Source organism: Brachybacterium sp. B718/18 (assembly GCF_055454375.1).
The window spans coordinates 39381-60645 of record NZ_JBVDDO010000008.1 but is presented as its reverse complement, the minus strand read 5'-3'; the positions used below and the strand labels follow the sequence as shown (position 1 = coordinate 60645).

Here is a 21265-nt window from a genome sequence, read left to right as displayed (position 1 = left end):
ATCGCGGCGGTGGACGGGGTGCCGCCGCCGACGCAGAAGGGCGCGGGGGCGGGAGAGGAGGACTCCGGGGGCGCTCACCGACACTGGTGGGCGGGCTCGGAGTCGACGGACCGGTCGGGCATCAGGGGATCGATGCGGCGCCGGGGGGCGAGAACTGCTTCCTTGCTGGTCCTGCGTGGTGCGGGAGAGTGAACAGGCGTGCGCCAGGGAAGTCAACCGCTTTCCGACGGTTGCATCGGGACGTTATCTGTCCGTGATGTCCGGGTCAGACGGCGCCGCTGCCTCGCAGCACCCAGGCACCGCGGTCCGCAGTGCCGGAGGTCCTGCCGGCGCGCGGCGAGGAGCTGCCCCCGACGACACCGGCGGCCCCGCCGTCCGCCCCGGCGCGGCTGCCCGCGACGACCTCCAGGCCCGCCGTCGGCTGCACCCCCGGCTGGCTCGACGCGCTCGGCAGTCCCACCTGCTCGAGGAAGCCCTCGAGGGCCAGGACGGCCATGCCCAGGCTGACCCCCTCGCCGTCGGCGGCGGTGAACTCGAGGCTGAGCCCGGAGGCGGGGCCGGGCAGGCACTCCTGCGGGATCCTTTCCCGCACCCGGTCGCGCAGCTCGGAGCCGGCGTAGTTGGTGATCCAGCCGAGCACGGAGACGTGCTCGGGATTGACCAGGTTGACGAGATTGCCGATGCCCGCGGCGAGGTAGTCGCCGGTGCGCAGCAGCGCGGCCTGGGCGGAGGCGTCCCCGGTGGCCTCCGCGCGCGTGAGCCGCTGGATGAAGTCGCGGTGGTGCTGCACCTGGACCAGCTCGTGACCGGGGTCGATCTCGGCGAGGGTCGAGCGGATCCCCTCCACCCCGACGTACGCCTCGACGCACCCGGCGCGGCCGCAGCGGCAGGGCCGCCCGTCCCAGACGAGCGCGGTGTGGCCCCATTCGCCGGCGGAGTTGCCGGGTCCGCGCAGCAGCTTGCCGTCGGTGATGATCCCGGCACCCACCCCGGTGCCGAGGTTCACGGCGACGAAGTGCTCGTACCGTTGCCCGGCCCCGAACCACAGCTCTCCGGTGGCGAGCGCCATGAGAGGGTTGTCGATCCGCACCGGGACGGGCAGCGCGGACTGCAGGGCGTCCATCAGCGGCACCTCGTGCCAGCCCCAGTTGGGGGCGAAGACGTCCACGCCGCGGGAGGGGTCGACCTGCCCCGGCAGGGAAACTCCCGCGCCCAGCACCTGCCCCGCGAGCTCGGGGTGGCGATCCAGCAGCAGTTCGGCGCAGCAGCGGATCCGCTCGGCGACCGTCTCGATCGTCTGCGCACCCGGCGCGAGCTCGATGCGCTCTTGGTCGAGACGGGCGAGGGCGGTGTCGAACAGGTCCACGCGCACATAGGTCTCGGCGACGTCGACGGCGAGCAGCGCGCCGCGGCCGGGATTGGCCTGGAAGGTCGCGGTGGGGCGGCCGCCGCGGGAGGAGATCTGGCCCGCCTCCCGCACCACGCCCTCCTCGAGCAGCTCGCCGACGAGGGTGGTGACCGTCGCGGCGCTCAGCCCCGTCTGCGCGCTGATCTCCGCCCGCGAGATGGTGGTCCGGGCATAGATCGTCCGCAGCACGAGGAAGCGGCTCTCGTGCCGGATCCCCTGCGAGGTCTTCGTGGCCATGGTGCTCCTCCCGCCCCGACGGCTCGACGTGCCGACGGTCGGCGACCGTCGCTCGAGTCCTAGCGGAGCGTCTCCGCCCGCCGGATGGGTCCGAACCTACCGTCCGCAGCCGTGAGCGGCTCGACGAGCAGCAGCACGTCGGCGCCCTCCCGTCCTGCAGAGTGCTCACGTCCGGCGGACTCGTCCTGTCCTGCGGAGTCCCCGGCCCAGCCGGCCGGAATCCAGGACCGTGCGGGGTCGCCGCCGGAGACGGCCGGTTCGCCGAGCACGTGGCGGGACACGCGCCGGCCCCCGCACAGCACCGTGATCTCCACGTCCTGACCGGTGAGGTCGAGCAGGACGCCGCTCGCACCGCCGGCCGGTTCCGCGAGGCGCACGAGAGCGGGCGCGGCCACCCGCTGTTCTCCCACGGGGAGACCGTCCCAGCTCAGGCTCGGATCCGCGGCACGGCCTGCGAGGGCCGACGCGAGCGCCGCCTCCCGCTGGGTGCGCAGCTCCCGCACCACCGGTCGGCGCGCGCGGAGCAGCTCGGCGCCGTCGCCCAGACCTCCGGGGACGTGCGGGGCGAGGATCTCCAGGTCGACGCTCTCCCCCGGGCCCTCGAGCACCAGCACCGGCGCCTCGGGGACCAGCAGTCGCTCCGCTCCGCCGTCGAGACGGACGCGGAGCGGGTGGGTGAGCCCGTGCAGGCGCAGCACCGCGATCTCGTCCCCGCCCGGCAGCGGCAGGCTCCGTCCGTACACCGTGGTCTCGCCGGGTCGGGCGCTGGACCAGCCGCCGAGCGGGCGCAGCGGCGGGGCGGCGAGGGGACCGTGGCCGCGCCGGTCGGGGATCTCCCGCACCTCCCACAGGTCGCCGACGTCCTCGCTGCCGAGCACCTCGAGCACGGTGCCGAGGCCGCGTCCGGCGCCGAGGCGGAGGGCCGGCCGACGGGCGTCGTCGAAGTTGGCGCGGCCCCAGATCTCGGCAGTGAGCCGTGCCCGCTGCACGACCCCGGGGATCAGCGGATGGCTGATCGGGGCGCCGTGCGCGACGCTCACCCCGAGGTCACGGCCATCGATCTCGCCGCGCACGAGGTCCGCCGCGCCGAGCAGCAGCAGCTCCTGCGCCGCGGCGGAGAGCTCGATCTCCGCCTGCAGCCGGCCGTCGGCCAGTCCCAGCGCCTCGGCGCCGGGCAGGGCCCCGACAGGGAGCGCGCCGCCGGCAGGTGCCCCGTCGGTGACGCTCTCCCCCGTCGGCAGACCCGCGGCGCCGAGCACCGCGACCTGCCCGGTCGCCCGCTGCCGCACGGGCTCGGGATCGGCGACCGGCGCGGCGGGACCCTGGATCTCCACCCGCACCCCGGCGCCCTCGCGCCCGGCACGGGCCGAGCCCGGTCCGACGAGGTGGAGGGTCTCGGTCGAGCCGCCGCCCTCCCCGCCCCCGAGGCGCACCCGCACCTGCGCCGTCGGGCCGCCCGCGACGACCAGCACGAGGTCGGCGCCGTCCGTGGCGGGCCGCACCCCGACCAGCTCGCCGGTCGCGACCTCGAGCGTGCCCTCCGCGCCCCAGGGCTGCAGCGGCACGTCGACGGCGAGGAAGGGGCAGGTGCCCGGGGCGATCACGGCCTCGACCGGCGTACCTGCGGACGGCTCGAGCCGCACCGCGAGCTCGACGTCGTCGAGGGCCGCTGCACCCACCAGGTGACCTCCGCCGGGCAGCGCGAGCGCGCCGCCCGCGAGCGTTCCGCCGTCGGCCGCCGCGACCGGGGCCTCGCCGAGCGGGATCGGGGTTGCCGCCGCGAGCCGCTCGCCCCAGGCGGCGAGGGTCGTGGTGAGCGCGATCGCCTCGTCGTACTCGGGGCGGCGCAGGCCCTCGGGGCTGAGGTAGCCCGCGAAGTCGTAGTCGTGGGTCATGAGGTTCCCGGGATCGCCCCAGTTGCCCGCGGAGGGCAGGACCAGGTGGTCGAAGCCGGAGGTCTGCAGGTAGGGGGCGACCAGGCGCGCCCCGGCGAGGATCTCGCGGCGCAGCGTGCGGTGGAGCCGGTTGGTCTCCGTGACCATCAGCGGCAGACCACGCTGCGCGAGGCGCTCCGCGTAGGCCCGCGCCTCCGCGTCGAAACTGGTGGAGGCATCCGAGGGGTAGAGGTTCACGGTGGGGACCACGCCGTCGGCGTCCCCCGAGGCCCCGGCCAGATCACCCTGCCCCGCGCACGCGATGATCGGCACCTCGATGCCCGCGGCGCGTGCCGACCGAGCCAGGTGGTCCATGTACTCGGCCGGATCGGGGCAGTCGAAGAAGTCCAGCTCGTTCTCGATCTGGACCAGCGCGACCGGGCCGCCACGGGTGATCTGCGCGGCGGCGAGCACCGGCATGACCGCGGCGAACCAGCGGTCGACGGCCGCGAGATAGTCCGGGTCCGAGGTGCGCAGCGCCGACGGGGCGTGCGGGGAGTCGCCGTGGAGCCACCAGGGCAGTCCGCCGCCGTCCGTCTCGGAGCAGATGTAGGGCCCGGGGCGGGCCATGACCAGCAGGTCCTGTGCCGCCGCGAGCTCGAGGAAGCGGGCCAGGTCCCGCTCCGGGGAGCTGAGGTCGATCCGCCCCGGCTCCTCCTCGTGGAAGCCCCAGTGCACGTAGAGGTCGATCATCCGGTAGCCGGACGCGCGCACCAGACGCAGCCGGTCCTCCCACTGCGCGGCGGGCAGGCGGAAGGGGAAGACCGAGGAGCACAGCAGCACCGCGGGCATGCCGTCGAGACGGAGCTCGCCGGGACCGAGCTCGAGGGTGGTCAGCGGATCGGACATCAGGCGGAACCTTCCAGGGGCGGGGAGGAGGGCAGGGCGGGGCCGAGCGGGCAGGGTGGGGCGGGGCGGGGCGGGCCGGTCAGGAAGGGCCGGTCAGGACTGGTCAGCGCCCGTGTAGCGGGCGAGCACCCGCCGCAGCAGGAGGGCGTTGACGCAGGCGATGCCCGAGAACCCGGCGAGCAGCCAGAACAGGCCGTAGCCGGCGAGCGCCGGGTCGGTGACCGTGACGGCGAGCGGCAGCACCAGCACTCCGGTCATCCCCATCGCGGCCAGCGGGTGGCGGGCAGACATCTTCCGGGCGTTGGAGATCACCTCGCGGGTGGAGCCCTCGAAGGTCGCGAAGTAGGGGAAGAGGAACAGCAGCACCGCGATCAGCCGCAGTGCGAGCAGCACCAGCGCGGCCCACAGCAGCACGCCGGCGAGCGGGCCGGCGTCGACCTGGGTGAGCACCACGGCCCAGGCGACGAGCACGGCGACCGCGACGGCGGCCACCGCGAGCACCCCGAAGGACTGACGCAGGTTCTGGCGGAAGGAGCGCAGGTAGGCGTCGGCCGCGGACTCCGGACTGTCCTCCACGAGGCGCAGCGCCGCGAAGTTCAGCGCGGTGAGCGAGGCACCGAGCGTGATCAGCGGCAGGGAGGTGACGAGGAAGAGCAGGTTCAGGATCATCACGTCGCCGACGCGTCCCAGCACCCGCTGCAGCGGCGAGTCCGCCGCGAACAGTCCCTTCATCATGCTCTCCTTCCCGGCCCGGGGCCGACGGGGTGGTCGCCGCGTGCGGCCGACGGGGGTGGTGTTGTCGTCGGCCGCCCGACGACGGGACCCGGGGCGCGCGGGCGGGAGCCGCCCGCGCACCCGTACGGATCAGCCCAGGCCGTGCTCCGCGGCCCAGGCGTCCATCTGCTCCTGGACGGAGGCGATGATGTCGCCGATGCCCGCGGACTCGAGCTCCGCGCGCATCTCGTCGACCGCGGCGCCCGGGTCGTCGAACTTGCCGTACTGCAGCTGCGGCAGGTACTCCGAGAGCACGCCGCTGACCGCGGAGAGCGACGGGGCGAAGGGGTTCTGGTCGATCACGAAGGTCTCGTACGGGTACTCCTTCGCGATGCCGTCCAGCTCCTCGTAGAAGTCCCACTTGTTCGGCGCATCCGTGACGCGGTCGAGCTCGTAGTCGTCCATGCGGCCGTACCAGAAGTTGGCGCCGAGCCCGTCGGTCGAGGGGTCGTAGCCCTCGGGGAAGTCGAGCTTCCCGTCGGTGAGGACGTAGTCCGTGCCCTCGATGCCGAAGTTGATCAGCTTGTAGCACTCCTCGTCGTTGCGCAGCAGGTCGTAGACGGCGAGCGCCTTCTCCGGGTTGGCCGAGCTCGCCGCGACCGCCATGGCGCCGTGGGTCTTGAGGTCCTTGAAGAAGTTCCCGTTCTCGAAGCCCCAGTAGAAGAAGCGCGGATCCGAGTCCGGCTGCTTCGTCGTCATGTTGTTGACGATGCCGGTGAGGAAGGTCTGGGTGTGGTGCTGATCCGCGCCGGAGAGACCCGCGTAGAACAGCTCGCGGGTGTCGCCGTCGTAGTTCAGGGCGTCCTCGCGCCACACGCCGATCTCGTTCCACTGCTTCGCGATCTCGGCGGCTTCCTTGAGGACGTCGCCCTCCATCAGCCACGAGGTGACCGTGTAGGGATCCGCCTCGGTGGTGTGCAGCGGGAAGTAGATCCCCGCGGCGATGCCCTGGATGGTCTGGAAGTCGGCGTGGCCGGCGATGTACCCGTCGAGCACGGCGCCGTTCGAGCCGGCGACGTCCCACGGGTACGCCTCGGGCTGGTTGTCCTTGACCCACTGGAAGTACTGCGTGAAGTCCTCGAACTTGGTGATGGTGCCGTCGGCGAAGCCGGCCTGGGTCGCCCAGTCGCCGCGGTAGAAGAAGCCGTGGTTGGTGAACTGGGTGTAGTTGTCCTCGGGGGCGAAGTAGATGGTGCCGTCGAGCTTGCACAGGTCCCAGTGGCCGTCGGCGTTCACCTGCTCCCAGGTCTTCGGGGCGTTCTCCTGCAGCAGCGCTTCGTCGAGCTCGAGGAAGGCGCCCTTGCCGGCGTTGTCCCAGGCGTACAGCCAGTCGGTCGCCGTGCCGATCAGGTCGATCGATCCGTCGCCCGCGAGCAGCTGCACGTTGTACTGGGTCTGCCAGTCTGCCCACTCCACGTAGTAGAGGTCCAGCGTCGCGCTCGCCTTCTCCGTGAGGAGGGCGTTGAGCTGCTCGAGCATCGCTTCGACGCGGCCGTTGGTGGGCTTGTCGCCGAGCACGAGCATGGTGATGGTGGGGGTGCCGCCACCGCCGCCGCTGCCTCCGTCGGTCCCACAGCTGGTCAGCGCGGTGGAGACGAACAGGGCGGGGACGGAGGCCGCGCCGATCTTGAGAAGGGTCCTGCGTTCCATGGGGTGTCCTCAGCTTCCTCGATGAAGTCAGGGGCGGGTGGTGGGCACTGCAGTCGGTCGGGCCGCGATGGGGTCGGGCGTCGGGAGGGGCGGGGTTCCGGGGCTGGTCCGGGAGGCTCGCGGGCGGTGGCCCGAGAGCCTGCCGGGATCCTGTCCGGGGGCTCAGCCCTTCACGGCGCCCACGGTCAGACCGGAGACGAAGTACTTCTGGACGAAGGGGTAGAGAAGGACGATCGGGCCGGTGGCCACGACGGCGCTGGCCATCTTCAGGGTGTTGGTGGGCAGCTGCGTCACCGTCACGTTCGCTCCAGCCACCGAGTTCTTCAGGGCGTTGGCGGTGTTGATGACGTTGTAGAGGTAGTACTGCAGCGGTTTGAACTCGACCGCGCTGCCCAGGTAGAGCGAGGACAGGTACCACTCGTTCCAGTAGCCGAGCGCGAGGAACAGGCCGACGGTGGCCAGCGCGGGCTTCAGCATCGGGAAGGCCAGCTGCCAGAAGATCCGGAAGTCCCCGGCGCCGTCCATCTTGCCGCTCTCGACCATCTCCCACGGGACGGAGCGGGCGAAGTTCTTCATCAGGATGATCAGCCACGGCGTCATCAGCAGCTGCAGGAACACCGCCAGGTAGGAGCCCTTCAGGCCGAGCACCTGGGTGACCCACAGATAGGTGGGGGCGAGGCCCGCGGAGAACAGCGTCGTGAAGTAGATGAAGAACGAGATGTGGTTGCGGTACGCGAAATCCCGGCGCTGCAGCGCGAATCCCGTCATCGCGATGATGAACAGTCCGATCGCGGTGCCGGCCACGGTCATGATGATCGTGACCGCGTAGGAGCCGATGATCGCCCGCGGGTAGCGGAAGATGAACTCGTAGGCCTCGAGCGAGAATCCCTTGGGGAACAGGCCGAAGCCTTCCTTCATGATCACGGCCTCGTCGGAGATCGACGCCGAGAGGATCAGCAGGAACGGGAGCGCGCAGAAGATCGTGAAGATCGTGACCGAGAGGTAGGAGATGGTGCGGAGCACGATCTCGCCGCGGTCGAGCTTGATCCTCACCGGCTTGGTGCGGGGGCGGGGCGCCGTCGGGTCGCCGACCTGGGGGATCTTAGTCGCGGCGAGGGCGCCGGGGGCGGGTGCGGTCATGGTGGTCCTCCGTCCGCTCAGAACAGCGCGTAGTCGGGGTTGATGCGGCGCACGATCCAGTTGCACAGGAGCACCAGGAACAGCCCGAACAGGGACTGGTAGAGACCGACGGCGGTGGAGGCCGTGAAGTTGTTCTGCGACATGATCATCCGGTAGACGGAGGTCTCGATGATGTCGGTGGTCCCGTACAGCGCGGAGTTGTTCCCGATGAGGTTCCAGAACAATCCGAAGTTGCCGCGCATGATCCCTCCGAGCGAGAACAGCAGCAGGATGATGAAGGTGGGCTTGAGGCTCGGCAGGATGATGTGCCGGATGCGCTGCCAGGCCGAGGCGCCGTCGATGGCGGCGGCCTCGAACATCGAGTTGTCGATGCCCATGATCGCGGCGAAGTAGACGATCGAGCCGTAGCCGGTGGACTGCCACAGGTGGAACAGCACGATGATGATCGGCCACAGCCCGGCGGTGCTGTAGATCTTGATCGGGTCGCCGCCGGTGGCGCGCAGCAGTGCATTGATCGCGCCGGTGTCGTAATTCAGCAGGTTGAAGGCGATCACGCCGATCAGCACCACGGAGATGAAGTACGGCAGGAACATCACCGCCTGGCTGATCTTCTTGAAGTACCGGTGGCGGACCTCGTTGAGCATGATCGCGATGGCGATCTGGAGGATGTTCCCGATCACGATGAACGCGAGGTTGTACAGCAGCGTGTTGCGGGTGAGCAGCCACAGCTGCCCGGACTTCGCGAGGAACTCGAAGTTCTTCAGTCCCACGAACTCGCTGCCGAAGATCCCGTCGCGGAAGTTGTAGTTGGTGAAGGCGATCCAGCTGCCCGGGAGCGGGCCATAGCTGAAAACCACGAAGAAGATGATCGCCGGCAGGCACATGATCAGCAGCGCGCGGCTCTCCCAGAGCCGGTGCTTCCAGGATCGGCGCCTGCCGAGCGCGGTGGCGGTCCCGGTCGAGGTGTCCTCGACCGTCCCGACGGTCTTCACGGTCATCCTCGGTCCCCTTCCCCACGGTGGTGGCGCGCGACGACGGGAGTCGGCGCGGCGGATGCTCCGACGGCGGGACGCGCGGCGCGGCGACCGGGGTGCGCGGAACGGATCCGGGCAGGGGGCGGTGCAGGACGCATGGGCCTACCTCTCGTCGGAACGCAGCGACGGCCTGCGGAGCAACGATGCTCCGACCGGCTCTGGGCTGCTCTGCCCACGCCCTGCGATGGGACTTAACGTAACCCTTGAGATAAGAGGTGTCGAGCGTTACGGCGGTCACGGAATGGTCACGGTCTGGCGGTGCGCGGGCGGGGAGCGCCGACGCGGCACCGCGGTGCGGAGCGGTGGTGGGGCGCGCGGGCTCGGCCGCGGGTCAGAGCGGTGCGTAGCGGGAGCGCAGCACGGCGTAGACGCCGTAGAGCATGAGGCCGATGCCGACCACGGCGAGCAGAACCACGCCGGCGGGCAGCGCGGCCATCGCCTGGAAGGCCCCGTCCATGCCGGTCGCCTTCTCGGGATCGGCGCCGATCGCCGCCCACCCGAAGAGCGCGCCGACGGCGATCAGCGCCACGCCCTTGGCGACGTAGCCGACGATGCCCGTGACGGTCACGGCCAGGCCGATGCGCTGGTCCCCGGTCGGGCGCAGGTCATCCTCGAAGCGCCGTGAGATGCCCTTGACCAGGTGATATCCCCCGATGGCGATGACCGCGAGGCCCAGCACCACCACGGCGATCCGACCGCCCGGCGTGCTCATGACCCCGGCGGTGAGCTCGGAGGTCTGCTGGCCGGAGTCGCTGCCGCCGCCGGCCGCGAAGCGCAGCGCGGTCGCGCCGAGGGCCCCGTACACGACGGCCTTGCCGAGCGTCTTCACCACGTGGGCGGCCCGCTTCGTGGAGTCGCGCTCCCACTTCGCCCCGAACCAGGTCTCGGCGAGGTGCCAGATCGTCAGCGCGAGCATCGCGAGCCCGCCGATCCACAGCAGCACGTTGCCTCCCGGGGCGGCGGCCACGGCGCGCAGCGCTCCGGACTGGTCCGCGTCCTGCCCCGGGTCGCCGAGGCCGACGCGCAGCGCGAACCAGCCGATCAGCACGTGCACGAGCGCGCTCATCACGAAGCCGCCCCGCGCGATTCTCTCGAAGACGGGGTGCTCGGTGACGGTCTCCGCGGCGCGTTCGACGTTCTCGGCGCCCTCGTGGGCGGAGCGACGGGCATCATCCAGGGGGCTCATGCCCGCACTGTACGGCGCGACGGGGCAGTGGTGCGGCGCGGCTGGGCGGCAGCGCGATCGGAGAGCAGGGCGGCGACCGGCGGGGCGGCGGCACGCCCCGCCGATCGGGCCCGACGCCGCCGGGCTCCTCCCCCGACCTCAGACAGCCGGGTCCGCCGCGCGCACCGCCGCGAGTGCCGCGCGGCCCTCGACGGCGATGTCCTCCCACGTGAAGCACTCGATCGAGACGTGCCCGGCGTAGCCCCCGTCGCGCAGCGCGGTGAGGAACTCGGCAAGCGGCCAGTCGCCCTGCCCGGGCGGGCGGCGGTCGGTGTCGGCGATGTGGGCGTGGCCCACGCGACCGGCGAGGCGCTGGACGGTCTCGAGGCTCTCGTCCTCGAGCATGACGTGGAAGAGGTCCGCCACCATCCGCACGTCGGACAGGTCGTGGGTGTCGAGGAAGGCGGCCCCCTGCTCGAGAGTGTTCACGAGGTCGGTCTCGCCCTGGTGCAGGGGCTCGAGAAGCACCTCGAGCCCCTGCTCGGCGGCGAGGTCACGGGCGAGGCGCACGGAGCCGGCGAAGCGCTGCTCGCCGTCGGCGCGGGAGACGCCCTCCGGGATCCGGCGCGCGGCGCCGCTGCCGAAGACCACGGTGGCGCCAGGACGTGCCCACGGGGCGATCGCCGCGAACGCCGCGCGCAGGTAGGTCTCGGTCTCGGCGAGGGGCACCGCGGGGTCGGAGACGCGCATCGTGCCGGGGCAGAGCATCGCGAAGCTCGGGGCGGGAGGCACCGAGGCGAGTCCGGCGGCGGGGCCCCACTCCCCCATCGGCTGCTCGACGAGGAGCGAGCCGACGACGGACTGCTCGAGGTAGTCCGAGCCGGCGGCGGCGACCTCGTCGGCGCGGGCGTGGGCGGCGATGATGCCGTGCTGGGCAGGGATCGGGGTGCTGGTCATGGCGGGTCCTTCCGGAGGACGGGCAGCTGGGCGAGCGGGTCAGCGGGGCGCGCCCGCCACCGGGGCGGGCGGCTCGGCAGGGGCGAGCAGGTCAGCAGTTCGGGCAGGTCACAGCGCCGGGAGCGGCCCCGGCAGCGGCTGCACCCCCTCGACGCGCGCGCCCCAGGCGGCGGGCAGACCGGGCTGCGGCGGGCCGCCGTCCCAGCCGGCCGCCATCAGCGCGGCGGCGATCAGGGTGCCGCCGTTGGCGGGCAGGTAGACGGGCAGCGTGTCGCGCTGGAAGCAGTGCCCGGCCGCGTCGAAGCGGTTCTTGGGGGTGTCTCGCAGGAGCAGGTCGACGGCCTGCTCGGACCGTCCCAGCCGGGTCGCGGTGAGGGCCGCGGCAGGGCAGTCCCAGCCCCAGGTGCTCTCCCAGTCCCACTCGGCGAGGGCGTCGTCGAGCGCCTCCCCGGCGGCGGCGTCGGGGATCGTGCCGGTCGGCGGGACGAGGCCGTAGGCGAGCAGGTGGGCGGGGTGGTCGGACCGGGTCATGGCCGGGCCGACGCGGAAGGTGCGCAGGCGCCCGTCGGCCCGCAGCGGGGAGTGCACGCGCGCCGCGAGCGCGCTCAGCTCCCCGGCCCGCGGATCGCCACGGCGCTCGCGCCAGGCGTCGGCGATCCGCAGCGCCCAGGCGGTGTAGGCGAGCTCGAAGGCGGGGTCCTGCAGGCGGGCACGATCTGCGACGTGCCGCTCCTGCGCGCCGACGAGGGGCGGGCCCAGCCCGAGCCGCCCGTCGGGGTCCTCGCGGAGCACCGCGGCGAGGAACACGGCGGACTCCTCGACGATCTCCTGCAGCATCCCGTCGCCGCCGAGGGCGGGGTCGGCGCGACGGCACAGCTCGGCGAGGTGGATCGGGTGCGGCTGCTGCCACAGCAGGAAGGGGCCGATGTCGCTCGGCGACTCGCGCAGGTCAGGGCCGATCTGCTTGGGCCAGCGGGCGCCACGAAGCCCCTGCTCGCGGGCGGTCGTCCGGGCCGACGGCAGCAGCGCCGCATAGGTGCCGAGGCCGCGGAGCAGGGAGTCCGCGTCGCCCCAGAGCGGGAAGGGCGCCGCATGCCACCAGTGCATCTCGAGGTGTGCGCGGCCGCGCCAGGAGTTCTGCAGCAGTCCGGTCTCGGCGGGCGGGAAGACGCCTGCGGCATGGACCCGTTGGATCTGGCGCGACAGGATCACGCGGCGCTCGAGTTCGTGCGCGCGGGGATCGTCGGCCGCGGAGAGGTCGAGCGCACCCGTGCCCTCCCAGTGCTCGCCCCAGAAGCGGCCCGATCGGTGCCGGATCTCGGCCGCGTCGCGCGGGAGGTCGGTGTGCCCCGTCGGCCGGGCGGTGAGGGCGAGGTGCGGGGAGCGAGTGGGGCGGAGCAGCAGCGCGACATCGAGCGGCCCGGTTCCCGCCGCGTCCGGTCGGGCTCCCCCGGCGTCGGAGGCGTCGAGCCGCACCCGGTGCGCGCCGACCTGGCGCACCCGGGCGCCGGTCACGTCGACGCGGTAGGCGAGGTCGTCGAGCTCGCGGTGGATCGTCGGCCCGTCCACGGCCGTGGTGTGTGCGCCCTCCCGCTCCCAGTCGGCGGAGCCGTCCCAGGCCTCGCTGCCGTAGGGGAACCGCAGCTCGAGGGCGAGGTCCCCGCCGCTGACGGCGAGCGCGAGCGCGTCGGCCTCGGGGTCGGCGGCGGTGAGTACCGTGATCTCGTCGCCGCGATACCGGAAGCGGCTGGTGACCAGGCCCGTCCACAGGTCCAGCTGCTGCTCGACGTCGGTCACGGCGGCGGGGTCGAGGACCCGGCCGCCGTCCCGCTCGACGAGCACGAGCCGCAGCAGGGAGACCTTGTGCGGGTTGGCGCGGAACCAGGTCGCGCGGCCCTCGTCGGCGCCCGCCTCGGAGGGGCCGACGAGATCCATGTAGGTCGCGGGACCGTGCGGGGAGTCGTAGACCCGCCGGTGCTCCTCCCAGGTCGCGTCGTCCCGCTGGGGCACGCTGTGCCAGCCCCATTCGGCGAGCGCCGTCGCCTGCGCGGCGCCGGTCACGGCGGGCAGGGTGTGGGTCCCGGTGCGGTCCAGGCCGACGGCGAAGCGGCCGTTGCCGACCGAGAGGACCGCGGTGCTGCCCGCATCGAGCCGTGGCCGGTGCCGGTCGACGAGCGCCCGCCGGTCGATCATGAGCCGTCGATCGCCGCGGTGGCCTCCTCGAACCAGGCGGCGGCGGCCTCGGCGGGGGTCATCCGTCCGAACAGGACCTCCTGCTGGTTGCGCGGGGTGATCTCCTCGACCGCGGTGGAGCCGGCCGGACCGATCCACGTGGGCTTCAGCTCCATCGCGGAGAGCTGGTCGATGTAGGCGACCTCGGCCTGGGCGGTCGCGGACAGCTCGGGGAGGATCGCCTCGCGCTGGGCGGCGACGGCGGGGACACCGCGGTCGGTGAGCACGAGCCGACCGGCGTCGGGGTCGGTGAGCAGGAAGCTGACGAAGCTCGCGGCGATCTCGGGGGCGGCGGTGCGGTTCGAGATCGTGTACATCTGCGAGGGCTGCAGCCAGGCGCCCGGCTCCTGGCCCTCGCCGGGCAACGGCACGAGCTGCAGCTCGGTCGCGGCGACCTCGCTGAGGGAGGTCAGCGAGCTGGACCAGGTGGCCATGAACGCGGCCTGCCCGGTGCCCATGAGGGTCTGCTCGTTGGAGACCTCGGCGAGCTCGACGAGGCGGTCCGCGCTCGGGGCGGCACCGGTGTCCACGAGGTCCTTCGCCAGCTGGAAGAAGCCCTCGACGGTGCCGACGTCGAGTCCCAGCTGTCCGTCCTCGGTGTAGAGGTTCTGGCCGTGCTGGCGGGCCCACAGGTCGAGGGAGTCGTGGGTGAGGGTGGTGCCGGAGCCGAAGGTGCCCTCGGGGCTCGCCGCGGTCACGGCGGCGCAGATCTCGACGTACTCGTCCCAGGTCCAGGTGGCGGTGTCAGGCATGTCGATCCCGGCGGCCTCGAGCACGGCGGGGTTCACGATCATGGCGGGGGCGTTGATGCCGGTCGGGACGGCGACGACGGTGCCGTCGACGGTGCCGGGCGAGAGCGCGGACTCGTCGAAGACGCTCAGGTCCAGCTGCTCCCCCATCGACCCGAGGTCGAGCAGCAGGCCGCGCTCGGCGTACTCGGCGGGGTAGGCGCCGCCCATGGTGATCACGTCCGGCTCGTCGCTCGCGGCGACGGCCGTGTTCAGCCGATCCCAGTAGGAGGAGATGTCGCCCGGCTCGGTGGTGATCGTGACGTCCGGGTTCCGCTCGCGGAAGAGGGCCACGATCTCCTCGGTGGTCGCCTGCCGGTCCGTGTTGCCCCACCAGGAGAACCGGATCGCCTGGTCGCCGCCGCTGCGCTCCGCGGCGTTCGGGTTGCAGGCGGCGAGGGCCGCGCCGCCGACGGCGAGGATCGAGGCGCCGGCGAGCGCCCGGCGGCGGCTGAGCGAGCGCACGGACAGCGGGGTGGACAGGGGGCGGGGGTTGCGGGACATCGGGATCCTCCGAGTCGGTAAGGGGGTCAGAGTTCGCCGAGGATGGCGGCGAGGCGGTCGAGGGACTTTGCCGCCTCGGGCAGGCCGACCTTGTTGAGGTGGCCGTGGGTGACGCCCTCGCGCACCACGTACTCGACCTCGACGCCCGCCTCGGCGAGCTGCTCGGCGTAGCGACGGGCGGAGAGGCGCAGGTGGTCGTATTCGTCGGACTCGAGATAGGTGCGCGGCAGCACGGCCAGCTGCTCGGGGGTGCCGAGTCCCGGGAAGTCGTGGGCGGTGGCGCGCTCGAGCGGCCCGCCGAGATAGTTCTCGGCCATGCGCCGCATCTTGTCCGGGGAGAACCCGAACTGCTCGGGCAGCTCGGCGAGCGCTGCGGACTCCTCCGCCGTCGGCTCGGGGTTCAGCGGATGCGTGACCGGGTACATCAGCAGCGACGCGGCGGGGGCGCGGCCCGCTTCGGCCAGGCGCAGGCTCGCGGCGGCGGCGAGGTTGCCGCCGGCGCTCGCCCCGCCGAGGGCGAGGCGCTCGGGATCGACGCCCAGCTCGTCGGCGTGCGCGCGGGTCCAGTCGACGGCGGCGATCACGTCGTCGCAGGGGATGGGGGCGCGCACGTCGAGGTCGGGGGCGGTGCCGGGGATCCGCCGGGCGGGGCTGCCACCGGGCGGCTCGTCACACAGCCGGTAGTCGACGGAGACGACGACGGCATCGGCCCGGCCGGCGACGCCGCGCGCGGTCGCATCGCCCTCGGGCATGTCGAGGTCGCCGTGCTGGAAGCTCCCGCCGTGGCAGAAGACGAGCACGGGGCGGGGCCCGGTCGCCGCCGCGGTCGGGGTGTAGACGCGCACGGGCACCGGGCCGTGCGGTCCAGGGGCCTGCGCATCCTCGACGCGGAGATCCCACTCCTCGCGGGGGCCGTAGGGGGCGTTCCAGGCGGCGTCCTGCTCCGGGGTCGGGCCGCCGTCGGCGAGGGCGGCTGCGAGGACGCGCAGGCGGCGCGCCATGTCGCCGAGCTGCGCGGGGGAATCGGTGGTGGTCATGGGGACCTCTCGGGGTGGTGCGGGCGTAGCGGGGCGGCGGGCCGCCGAGTGCGGGCGTGACGGAGCCGACGGGGGCGGTCTCAGCGGGGCCGGGAGGCGAGCACGACCTCGCAGTCGAAGCGCTGTGAGGAGTCCATGTCGCCGCGGAACCACAGCAGGTGCTCGGTCGCCGGATCGCCGGGGGCGAGGATCGGGCGCAGGTTGTCGACGGCCGAGTCCTCGGTGATCGGGGTCCAGGACCAGGTCAACCCGCCGTCGGCGGTGCGGCCGCGGAACAGCTCGCGGCGGGCGAGCGTGCGGCCGTCGCGCGGGTCGATCGGGGTGGAGACCACTACGGCGTCGGCGTCGTAGGGGTCCAGGGCCGCGAGACCGCTGTAGTCCTGCTCGTGGGGCAGCAGGCCGGGGCCGGCGGCGGCGAGCGGGGAGACGGTCCACTGCCCGTCGGCGCCGAGCCGGGCGTAGACGAGCCGCAGGTCGGGAACGGGGACGTCGTGGTTGTTCGCGTCCCGCACCGCCTCGGGGCCGGAGATCGCGGCGCCCTCGGGCCAGCCGGGATGGTCTGCGCGGGCGGTCATCACGGCGCTGACCACGCCACTCGCGACCCGCAGGTCGGTGGTCCAGGCGTGGGTGAGGCGGGCCCCGCCCACCTCACTGCCGGCGGCGAGGACCGTGGTGAGCAGGTCCTGGTTCACGGGCGGGTCGACGAACAGCTGCTGCTCGAGCGCGCGACCGGTCGAGTCGTGGAGGCGGCCGCCCGCGACCACACCGTGGTAGATCGAGTTGTCGTAGTCGCGCGGATGGTGGTCGGTCGCGACCACGTGCAGGCCGTCCGGGCCGTCGGCATAGCGGGCGTAGGCGTTGACGTAGCCGATCTTCTCCCGCTCGAAGAGCTTGCCGGCGAAGGTCCAGCTCTCCCCGAGGTCGTCGGAGACGAGTGCGCAGGGGTCGTCGTTGATCGCGCGCACCAGGCAGTACAGGCGCCCGTCGATCTCGTGGATGTTCGAGTAGGTGACGCGGCGGCCTTCGGTGAGATGGGACCAGTCGAAGACCCGCTCCTCGCCCCAACGCGTGGGGTCGCCGACCTCGCTGATCCGCCAGTAGGTGTTGTCGTCGGTCTTGTGGCGGGCGTAGACGGCGAGCCAGCGGCCGTCGGGGCGGAGCCAGAGGGCGGGGACGTCGTGGTCGTCGGACTCGAACCCCTCGTGCAGGGTCACGACCTGCACCTCGCCGGTCCCGAGGTCCACGACGTTCAGGTCGAGGTCGCCGCCGCGGCGGTCCCCGTCCTTCCCCGCGACCGAGGCGATCGAGCCGACGACGAGCAGCTGCCGGTCGGGGTCGACGAGGGCCCGCTCGTCCTGGAACCAGCACCAGGCACCGTTGTCGTTGAGGATCTGCGGGGCGGGTTCGGGGGTCGACATCGAGTCTCCTCGGAGGGGGTGAGCCGCCGCGGCACGGCCGCGCGGGGGTCGACGCGTCGGTCACGCCTCGGCGCGTGAGGGTCCGACGATGGTCGTCCTCCCATCCTTGACGGCCCGGCCCACGAGGTCAAGCGCTTTCCGCCCCTCGGCTCCCGCACGCTCGGTCGCGGGAGTCCGTCGGACGGCCAGCCTCTCCGCGGAGGCAGCAGCGCGGCGATCAGGCGAGGTGGAAATACTGCGGGAGGATCTGCTTCTCGCCGCCGCCGGGGGCGAAGTACTCGGCCATCGCCGCCTCCCAGCGGGGGCTGATGGCGGCGCGGGCGATGGCGTCCTGCGCGGCGTCGACGTCCTCGGATTCGAAGTATCCGACGACCATCCCGTCCTCGGGCCGCAGGAAGAGGGAGTAGTTGTGCCAGCCCGCCGCGGACAGGGCCTCCCTCATCTCGGCCCACACGTCCTGGTGCGCGGCGACGTACTCCGTCAGCTTCTCGGGGCGCACGTGCAGCAGGAAGCAGCAGCGATGCGGGCTGCGCGCGGTGGACGCGGCGAGAAGGTGGTCGAGGTCGGGGTTGGTCATCGGGGCTCCTGGGCGGTGGGGGCCGACGGGGCGGCAGGATCGGTGGGGCCAGTCTGGTCCGTCTGGTCCGTCGGGCCGACGGACTTCGTCGCGTCGGGGTTCAGCCCGCCGCCGCGCGGGTCGCCGGCGGCGAGGCGGTGGCCGTCGCGGCGCTCGATCGCGCGGAGGCTCCAGCCGACGAACGCGGCGATCTTGTCGGCCCCGCGGCGCTGGAAGTGCGTGTCGTCCACGAGCCCGTCGGGCCAGGTGCGGTGCAGGCCGCGCGGGTAGTGGCTGAGCAGCGAGCGGGAGTCCTCGACGCCGAGGTCCTCGTACAGCCAGCTGGTGAAGACCTGCAGGTCGATGAGGGGGACGTCGAGCTCGTGGGCGAGATCGCGCACGGTGTCCGGGTAGTCGCCGTGGCTGGGCTCGAGGCGGTCGCCGACGAAGCGGCGGCGCTCCACGGAGGTGCACAGCACCGGCTGCGCTTCCCGGGCGCGGACCTCGGCGACCATGCTCCGCAGTCGCTCCGCGTAGCCGGTGCGGGCGCCGAGGAGCTCCGGCTGCTTCTGGTCGTTGTGCCCGAACTGGATCAGCACCGTGTCGCCCGGGGCGAGGCCCGCGAGCAGCTCGGGCCAGTAGGTCTCCCGGCAGGACTCCGTGGTCCCGCCGCCGACGGCGAGGTTCCGCACGGGGGCGTCGACGTGCGCGTCGAGCAGCGCGCCCCAGCCGGACATGGGGAACTCGGCGGGCGGGCACGCCGCGACCGTGGAGTCCCCGGCGAGGTGGTAGGTCATCGCCGCCCCTCCCCCGCGGACGCGATGGCCGCGGCGCCGTCATCGTCGTCACCGACGTCGTGACGGTCGAGGTACGGGATCCGCGCGGGCAGGTGCTCCCCGATGAGGGCGAGGTTCGCGATCGCCGAGAGACCGTACTGGGCGGCCCCGTTGGTGCCGAGGAAGTCGGCCTCGAGGACGGGCTCGAGGACCGACGGGCCGTCGACGCTGGTCAGCGACCAGTCGGCACGGGCGACCATCGAGTCGGAGTTGACCTGGTCGCCCTTCCCGAGCAGGAAGGCGTCCCAGGCCCGCGCGGCGAGCTCCGGGTCCTCGGCGGAGGCGGCGTGCTGGGCGAGCAGGCGGCTGTAGGCGGGGATCAGCGAGATCCCGGTGAGCGGGGCGCCGAAGCGTTCGGTCTGCTCCTCGGGGGTCGCGAGGTAGTAGCGGCAGTACTCGTCCCACGCGCGGGCGAAGCCTTCGTCGTCCACGAGGTCGAGCAGCTCGGGGACGATCTCGGCGAGGCCGAAGACGGCGGCGAGATGGGAGACCTGGATCCGCTCGCGGGTGGTGTCGAAGCGGCGGGCCTCGAGGTCCCACAGCGCCTCTCCGGTGAAGAAGCCCTGACGCAGAGCGCCGATCCCGGCGAGCGCCCCGCGGATCTTCTCCTCCGCGTCGGCGTCGCCGTGCCGCTCCCAGGCGGTCAGCCAGGCGCCGAGCAGGGCGCCCAGGTCGGTGCCGAGGCCGATCGCGAGCGCGGCGCGGTCGGGGGCGTAGACGTCGGTGCGGACCTTCCGCGTCGCGTCCACCCGCAGCAGCGCCTCCTCGGAGGCGGCGACCTCGTCGATCAGCTCGCCGACCCGCTCGTCGGCGGTGAGGAAGAAGTGGTGGCGGCGGTAGACGGCGCTCGAGACCCGCAGCTGCTTCGCGCTGCAGCCGAAGTGCTGCACGTTGTGCCGGGTGCCGAGGCCGACGAAGGGGCCGGCGTGGTACTGGTCGACCTCGCCCGTGTGGCGGCTCATCGCCTCGGCGAGGCGGAACACGGCGGCGTCGCCGCTGCGCAGGAAGTCGGTCCACAGCCACAGGTCGGGGGACAGCTCAGAGTTGTCCCAGGCGTAGCCGCCCACGTCGTAGCGCCAGGTGTGCCGGTCCCGGTCGTAGGTGTGCATGACGTCGCCGTAGTCCCAGAAGCCGTACCAGCGACGCTGCTCGACCTCTCGCAGATAGTGCTCGCGCAGGAACAGCAGCCGGTCCTCGAGGTGGGCGCGCTGCGGGGTGGAGCGGTCCACCGGGGCCCAGATCCCGAACACGCCCGCGGCACGGATCCGCTCGGGCGAGGCGGCGGGCTGCGGCGGGAGGGCGCAGGCGGCGGCGAGCGCGGAGAGCTCCTCGGCCGACGGGGTCGCGGGGAAGGCGTCGAGCACCAGCTCATGGGTGCGGGCGATGCCGCGGGCGTCCCCGAAGCCGGGCTCGTAGTCCTCGTAGGTGATCTCGAGGGCCTCGAGCTGGTCCTCGAAGGTGTCCTGGCCGAGGCCGTCGTGGAAGAAGCGCAGGTCCATGGGTTCCGCGGCCGGCGAGTACATCCACACGGTGAGCGTCGCGGCGTCGCCGCGGGCTCCCTCGACGTCGAGCTGGGTGGGGTGGAGCTTCCAGAAGTCCCGCAGGCCGGCCCCGATGCCGCCGTGCACGTCGCCCACGTATGCGTAGCCGCGGGAGCGGGTGTCGCCGGGGGCGGTGATCCACGGGTGATCGGCGTCGGTGCGCTTGGCGACGGTGTAGCCGTCCGGGGAGAGCTGGCGCAGGGTCCAGGCGTCCCAGCAGGGAACGAAGCGCAGCCGAGAGGAGACCGTCTCCGCCCACTGCTCGAGGGGCGGGGTGGGGCGGCCCTCGACCTGGGCGCGGCGCACCTCCTCCCCCGGGTCGCGGCGCAGTCCCGTCACGCCCTGCACCGCCTCGGTGAGGAAGCCCCCGGCGCTGCCCGCAAGGCGCACGTGCCGGTCGTGGGGGGCGGCGCGCAGCGGGACGTCGATGCGCAGTCCGAGGGAGGTCAGAAAAAGTCGCTCCGGGTCCGCGTCCCACACGATCGAGTGCACGATCCGCACGCGCGGGGAGCCGGCGGTGACGTAGAGCCGCAGGACGACGGGCAGGACGCGCTCGCCGTCGACCTCGTGGTGTCCCGCGAGGCGGACCACCGCCTGCCGCTCCCCCGCCCGCTCGACGCGCACATCCTCGATCAGCACCCGGTGCTCGCGGCGCGGGGCGCGGGGGTCCGCGGAGGCGGCCGACGAGGCGACCAGCCGCCCCGCAACCCCCACCTCGCGCCCCGCGACCTGCAGGGACCGGATCGGCGCGGCCCCGGGGCCGACCTCGAGGGTCAGGCGATCGGAGACGACGCGGATCCCCCCATCGGCCACGTGCTCGATCCGCACCCGTGCGGACTCGGGGACGCTCGCGCCGATGCCCGCACCCGCGCCGGGTCGCGGGAGCAGCCGCCCCTCCCCCGTCGGCGCGAGGCCCGCGTGCCCCGACCACTTCACCGTGCCGTCGGGCCAACGGGCGGTCACCCAGCTGTCGACCGGCGCGGCACCGTTCTCCGTCACGAGGTCGAGCGCGGGCAGCTCCCGCACCGCGCCGCGGGGCCAGGGCACGCCCCACTGGGCGGGCACGGCGGCACTGCCCTCGCGCGGCTCGAGCAGGCGGATCCCGGTGTCGGGAAGGGAGGTCATGGGGGTCCTCTCGGAGGGGTGGTGCGGGGACGCGGCGGGACGGGGCCGGGACGGCCGACGGGGGGGGGGGGGGGGGGGGG

General features: G+C 73.1%; 15 protein-coding genes. All 15 read right to left on the bottom strand.

Features of this window, described 5'->3' with window-relative positions:
* Positions 1 to 265: 265 nt before the first annotated feature.
* Positions 266 to 1645, bottom strand: coding sequence for an ROK family transcriptional regulator (locus ACZCAH_RS12375; protein ID WP_464341361.1), 1380 nt, complete (start codon positions 1643 to 1645; stop codon positions 266 to 268).
* 59 nt (positions 1646 to 1704) lie between these two features.
* A complete protein-coding gene (locus ACZCAH_RS12370; RefSeq protein ID WP_464341360.1) occupies positions 1705 to 4428 on the bottom strand; it encodes a beta-galactosidase in 2724 nt (907 codons plus the stop codon).
* Positions 4429 to 4521: 93 nt separating this feature from the next.
* Positions 4522 to 5163, bottom strand: a complete 642-nt coding sequence (locus ACZCAH_RS12365) for a DUF624 domain-containing protein (RefSeq protein ID WP_464341359.1) — start codon at positions 5161 to 5163, stop codon at positions 4522 to 4524.
* Positions 5164 to 5292: 129 nt separating this feature from the next.
* Positions 5293 to 6852, bottom strand: a complete 1560-nt coding sequence (locus tag ACZCAH_RS12360) for an ABC transporter substrate-binding protein (protein ID WP_464341358.1) — start codon at positions 6850 to 6852, stop codon at positions 5293 to 5295.
* A gap of 162 nt (positions 6853 to 7014) precedes the next feature.
* Complete coding sequence (locus ACZCAH_RS12355; RefSeq protein WP_464341357.1) at positions 7015 to 7992, bottom strand: ABC transporter permease subunit; 978 nt, start codon at positions 7990 to 7992, stop codon at positions 7015 to 7017.
* Between the two features lie 17 nt (positions 7993 to 8009).
* Positions 8010 to 8990, bottom strand: a complete 981-nt coding sequence (locus ACZCAH_RS12350; RefSeq protein ID WP_464341356.1) for an ABC transporter permease — start codon at positions 8988 to 8990, stop codon at positions 8010 to 8012.
* A 367-nt stretch (positions 8991 to 9357) separates the two neighbouring features.
* A complete protein-coding gene (locus tag ACZCAH_RS12345; RefSeq protein WP_464341355.1) occupies positions 9358 to 10212 on the bottom strand; it encodes a DUF1206 domain-containing protein in 855 nt (284 codons plus the stop codon).
* A 138-nt stretch (positions 10213 to 10350) separates the two neighbouring features.
* Positions 10351 to 11148 carry a sugar phosphate isomerase/epimerase family protein gene (locus ACZCAH_RS12340; RefSeq protein ID WP_464341354.1) on the bottom strand — a complete coding sequence of 266 codons (798 nt, stop codon included), beginning with the start codon at positions 11146 to 11148 and terminating at the stop codon, positions 10351 to 10353.
* A gap of 108 nt (positions 11149 to 11256) precedes the next feature.
* Complete coding sequence (locus ACZCAH_RS12335; RefSeq protein ID WP_464341353.1) at positions 11257 to 13341, bottom strand: hypothetical protein; 2085 nt, start codon at positions 13339 to 13341, stop codon at positions 11257 to 11259.
* Positions 13338 to 14672 (bottom strand): ABC transporter substrate-binding protein, encoded by a 1335-nt coding sequence (locus ACZCAH_RS12330; RefSeq protein WP_464341352.1) that lies wholly within the window; start codon positions 14670 to 14672, stop codon positions 13338 to 13340. The genes ACZCAH_RS12335 and ACZCAH_RS12330 overlap by 4 nt, the downstream gene beginning before the upstream one ends.
* A 26-nt stretch (positions 14673 to 14698) precedes the next feature.
* On the bottom strand, positions 14699 to 15709 hold the full coding sequence (locus ACZCAH_RS12325) for an alpha/beta hydrolase (RefSeq protein WP_464341351.1): 1011 nt from the start codon (positions 15707 to 15709) through the stop codon (positions 14699 to 14701).
* An 80-nt stretch (positions 15710 to 15789) separates the two neighbouring features.
* Positions 15790 to 17127 (bottom strand): BNR-4 repeat-containing protein, encoded by a 1338-nt coding sequence (locus ACZCAH_RS12320; RefSeq protein ID WP_464341350.1) that lies wholly within the window; start codon positions 17125 to 17127, stop codon positions 15790 to 15792.
* A gap of 217 nt (positions 17128 to 17344) precedes the next feature.
* The gene (locus tag ACZCAH_RS12315) at positions 17345 to 17704 is read right to left on the bottom strand and encodes an L-rhamnose mutarotase (protein ID WP_464341349.1); all 360 of its coding nucleotides are present in this window, start codon (positions 17702 to 17704) and stop codon (positions 17345 to 17347) included.
* Positions 17701 to 18480: a rhamnogalacturonan acetylesterase gene (locus ACZCAH_RS12310; RefSeq protein ID WP_464341348.1), complete on the bottom strand. Its 780-nt coding sequence runs from the start codon at positions 18478 to 18480 to the stop codon at positions 17701 to 17703. Before ACZCAH_RS12310 ends, ACZCAH_RS12315 begins: the two co-directional genes overlap by 4 nt.
* Entirely contained in the window at positions 18477 to 21185 is a 2709-nt protein-coding gene (locus ACZCAH_RS12305) for an exo-rhamnogalacturonan lyase family protein (RefSeq protein ID WP_464341347.1), read from the bottom strand. The genes ACZCAH_RS12310 and ACZCAH_RS12305 overlap by 4 nt, the downstream gene beginning before the upstream one ends.
* Positions 21186 to 21265 lie beyond the last annotated feature (80 nt).

Excerpts from the sequence above, each read along its gene's own strand:
- ACZCAH_RS12325 (WP_464341351.1), bottom strand. The coding sequence starts at position 15,709 with ATGACCACCACCGATTCCCCCGCGCAGCTCGGCGACATGGCGCGCCGC.
- ACZCAH_RS12315 (WP_464341349.1), bottom strand. The coding sequence starts at position 17,704 with ATGACCAACCCCGACCTCGACCACCTTCTCGCCGCGTCCACCGCGCGC.
- ACZCAH_RS12350 (WP_464341356.1), bottom strand. The coding sequence starts at position 8,990 with ATGACCGTGAAGACCGTCGGGACGGTCGAGGACACCTCGACCGGGACC.
- ACZCAH_RS12355 (WP_464341357.1), bottom strand. The coding sequence starts at position 7,992 with ATGACCGCACCCGCCCCCGGCGCCCTCGCCGCGACTAAGATCCCCCAG.
- ACZCAH_RS12305 (WP_464341347.1), bottom strand. The coding sequence starts at position 21,185 with ATGACCTCCCTTCCCGACACCGGGATCCGCCTGCTCGAGCCGCGCGAG.
- ACZCAH_RS12335 (WP_464341353.1), bottom strand. The coding sequence starts at position 13,341 with ATGATCGACCGGCGGGCGCTCGTCGACCGGCACCGGCCACGGCTCGAT.
- ACZCAH_RS12360 (WP_464341358.1), bottom strand. The coding sequence starts at position 6,852 with ATGGAACGCAGGACCCTTCTCAAGATCGGCGCGGCCTCCGTCCCCGCC.
- ACZCAH_RS12375 (WP_464341361.1), bottom strand. The coding sequence starts at position 1,645 with ATGGCCACGAAGACCTCGCAGGGGATCCGGCACGAGAGCCGCTTCCTC.
- ACZCAH_RS12370 (WP_464341360.1), bottom strand. The coding sequence starts at position 4,428 with ATGTCCGATCCGCTGACCACCCTCGAGCTCGGTCCCGGCGAGCTCCGT.
- ACZCAH_RS12330 (WP_464341352.1), bottom strand. The coding sequence starts at position 14,672 with ATGTCCCGCAACCCCCGCCCCCTGTCCACCCCGCTGTCCGTGCGCTCG.
- ACZCAH_RS12365 (WP_464341359.1), bottom strand. The coding sequence starts at position 5,163 with ATGATGAAGGGACTGTTCGCGGCGGACTCGCCGCTGCAGCGGGTGCTG.
- ACZCAH_RS12310 (WP_464341348.1), bottom strand. The coding sequence starts at position 18,480 with ATGACCTACCACCTCGCCGGGGACTCCACGGTCGCGGCGTGCCCGCCC.
- ACZCAH_RS12345 (WP_464341355.1), bottom strand. The coding sequence starts at position 10,212 with ATGAGCCCCCTGGATGATGCCCGTCGCTCCGCCCACGAGGGCGCCGAG.
- ACZCAH_RS12340 (WP_464341354.1), bottom strand. The coding sequence starts at position 11,148 with ATGACCAGCACCCCGATCCCTGCCCAGCACGGCATCATCGCCGCCCAC.
- ACZCAH_RS12320 (WP_464341350.1), bottom strand. The coding sequence starts at position 17,127 with ATGTCGACCCCCGAACCCGCCCCGCAGATCCTCAACGACAACGGTGCC.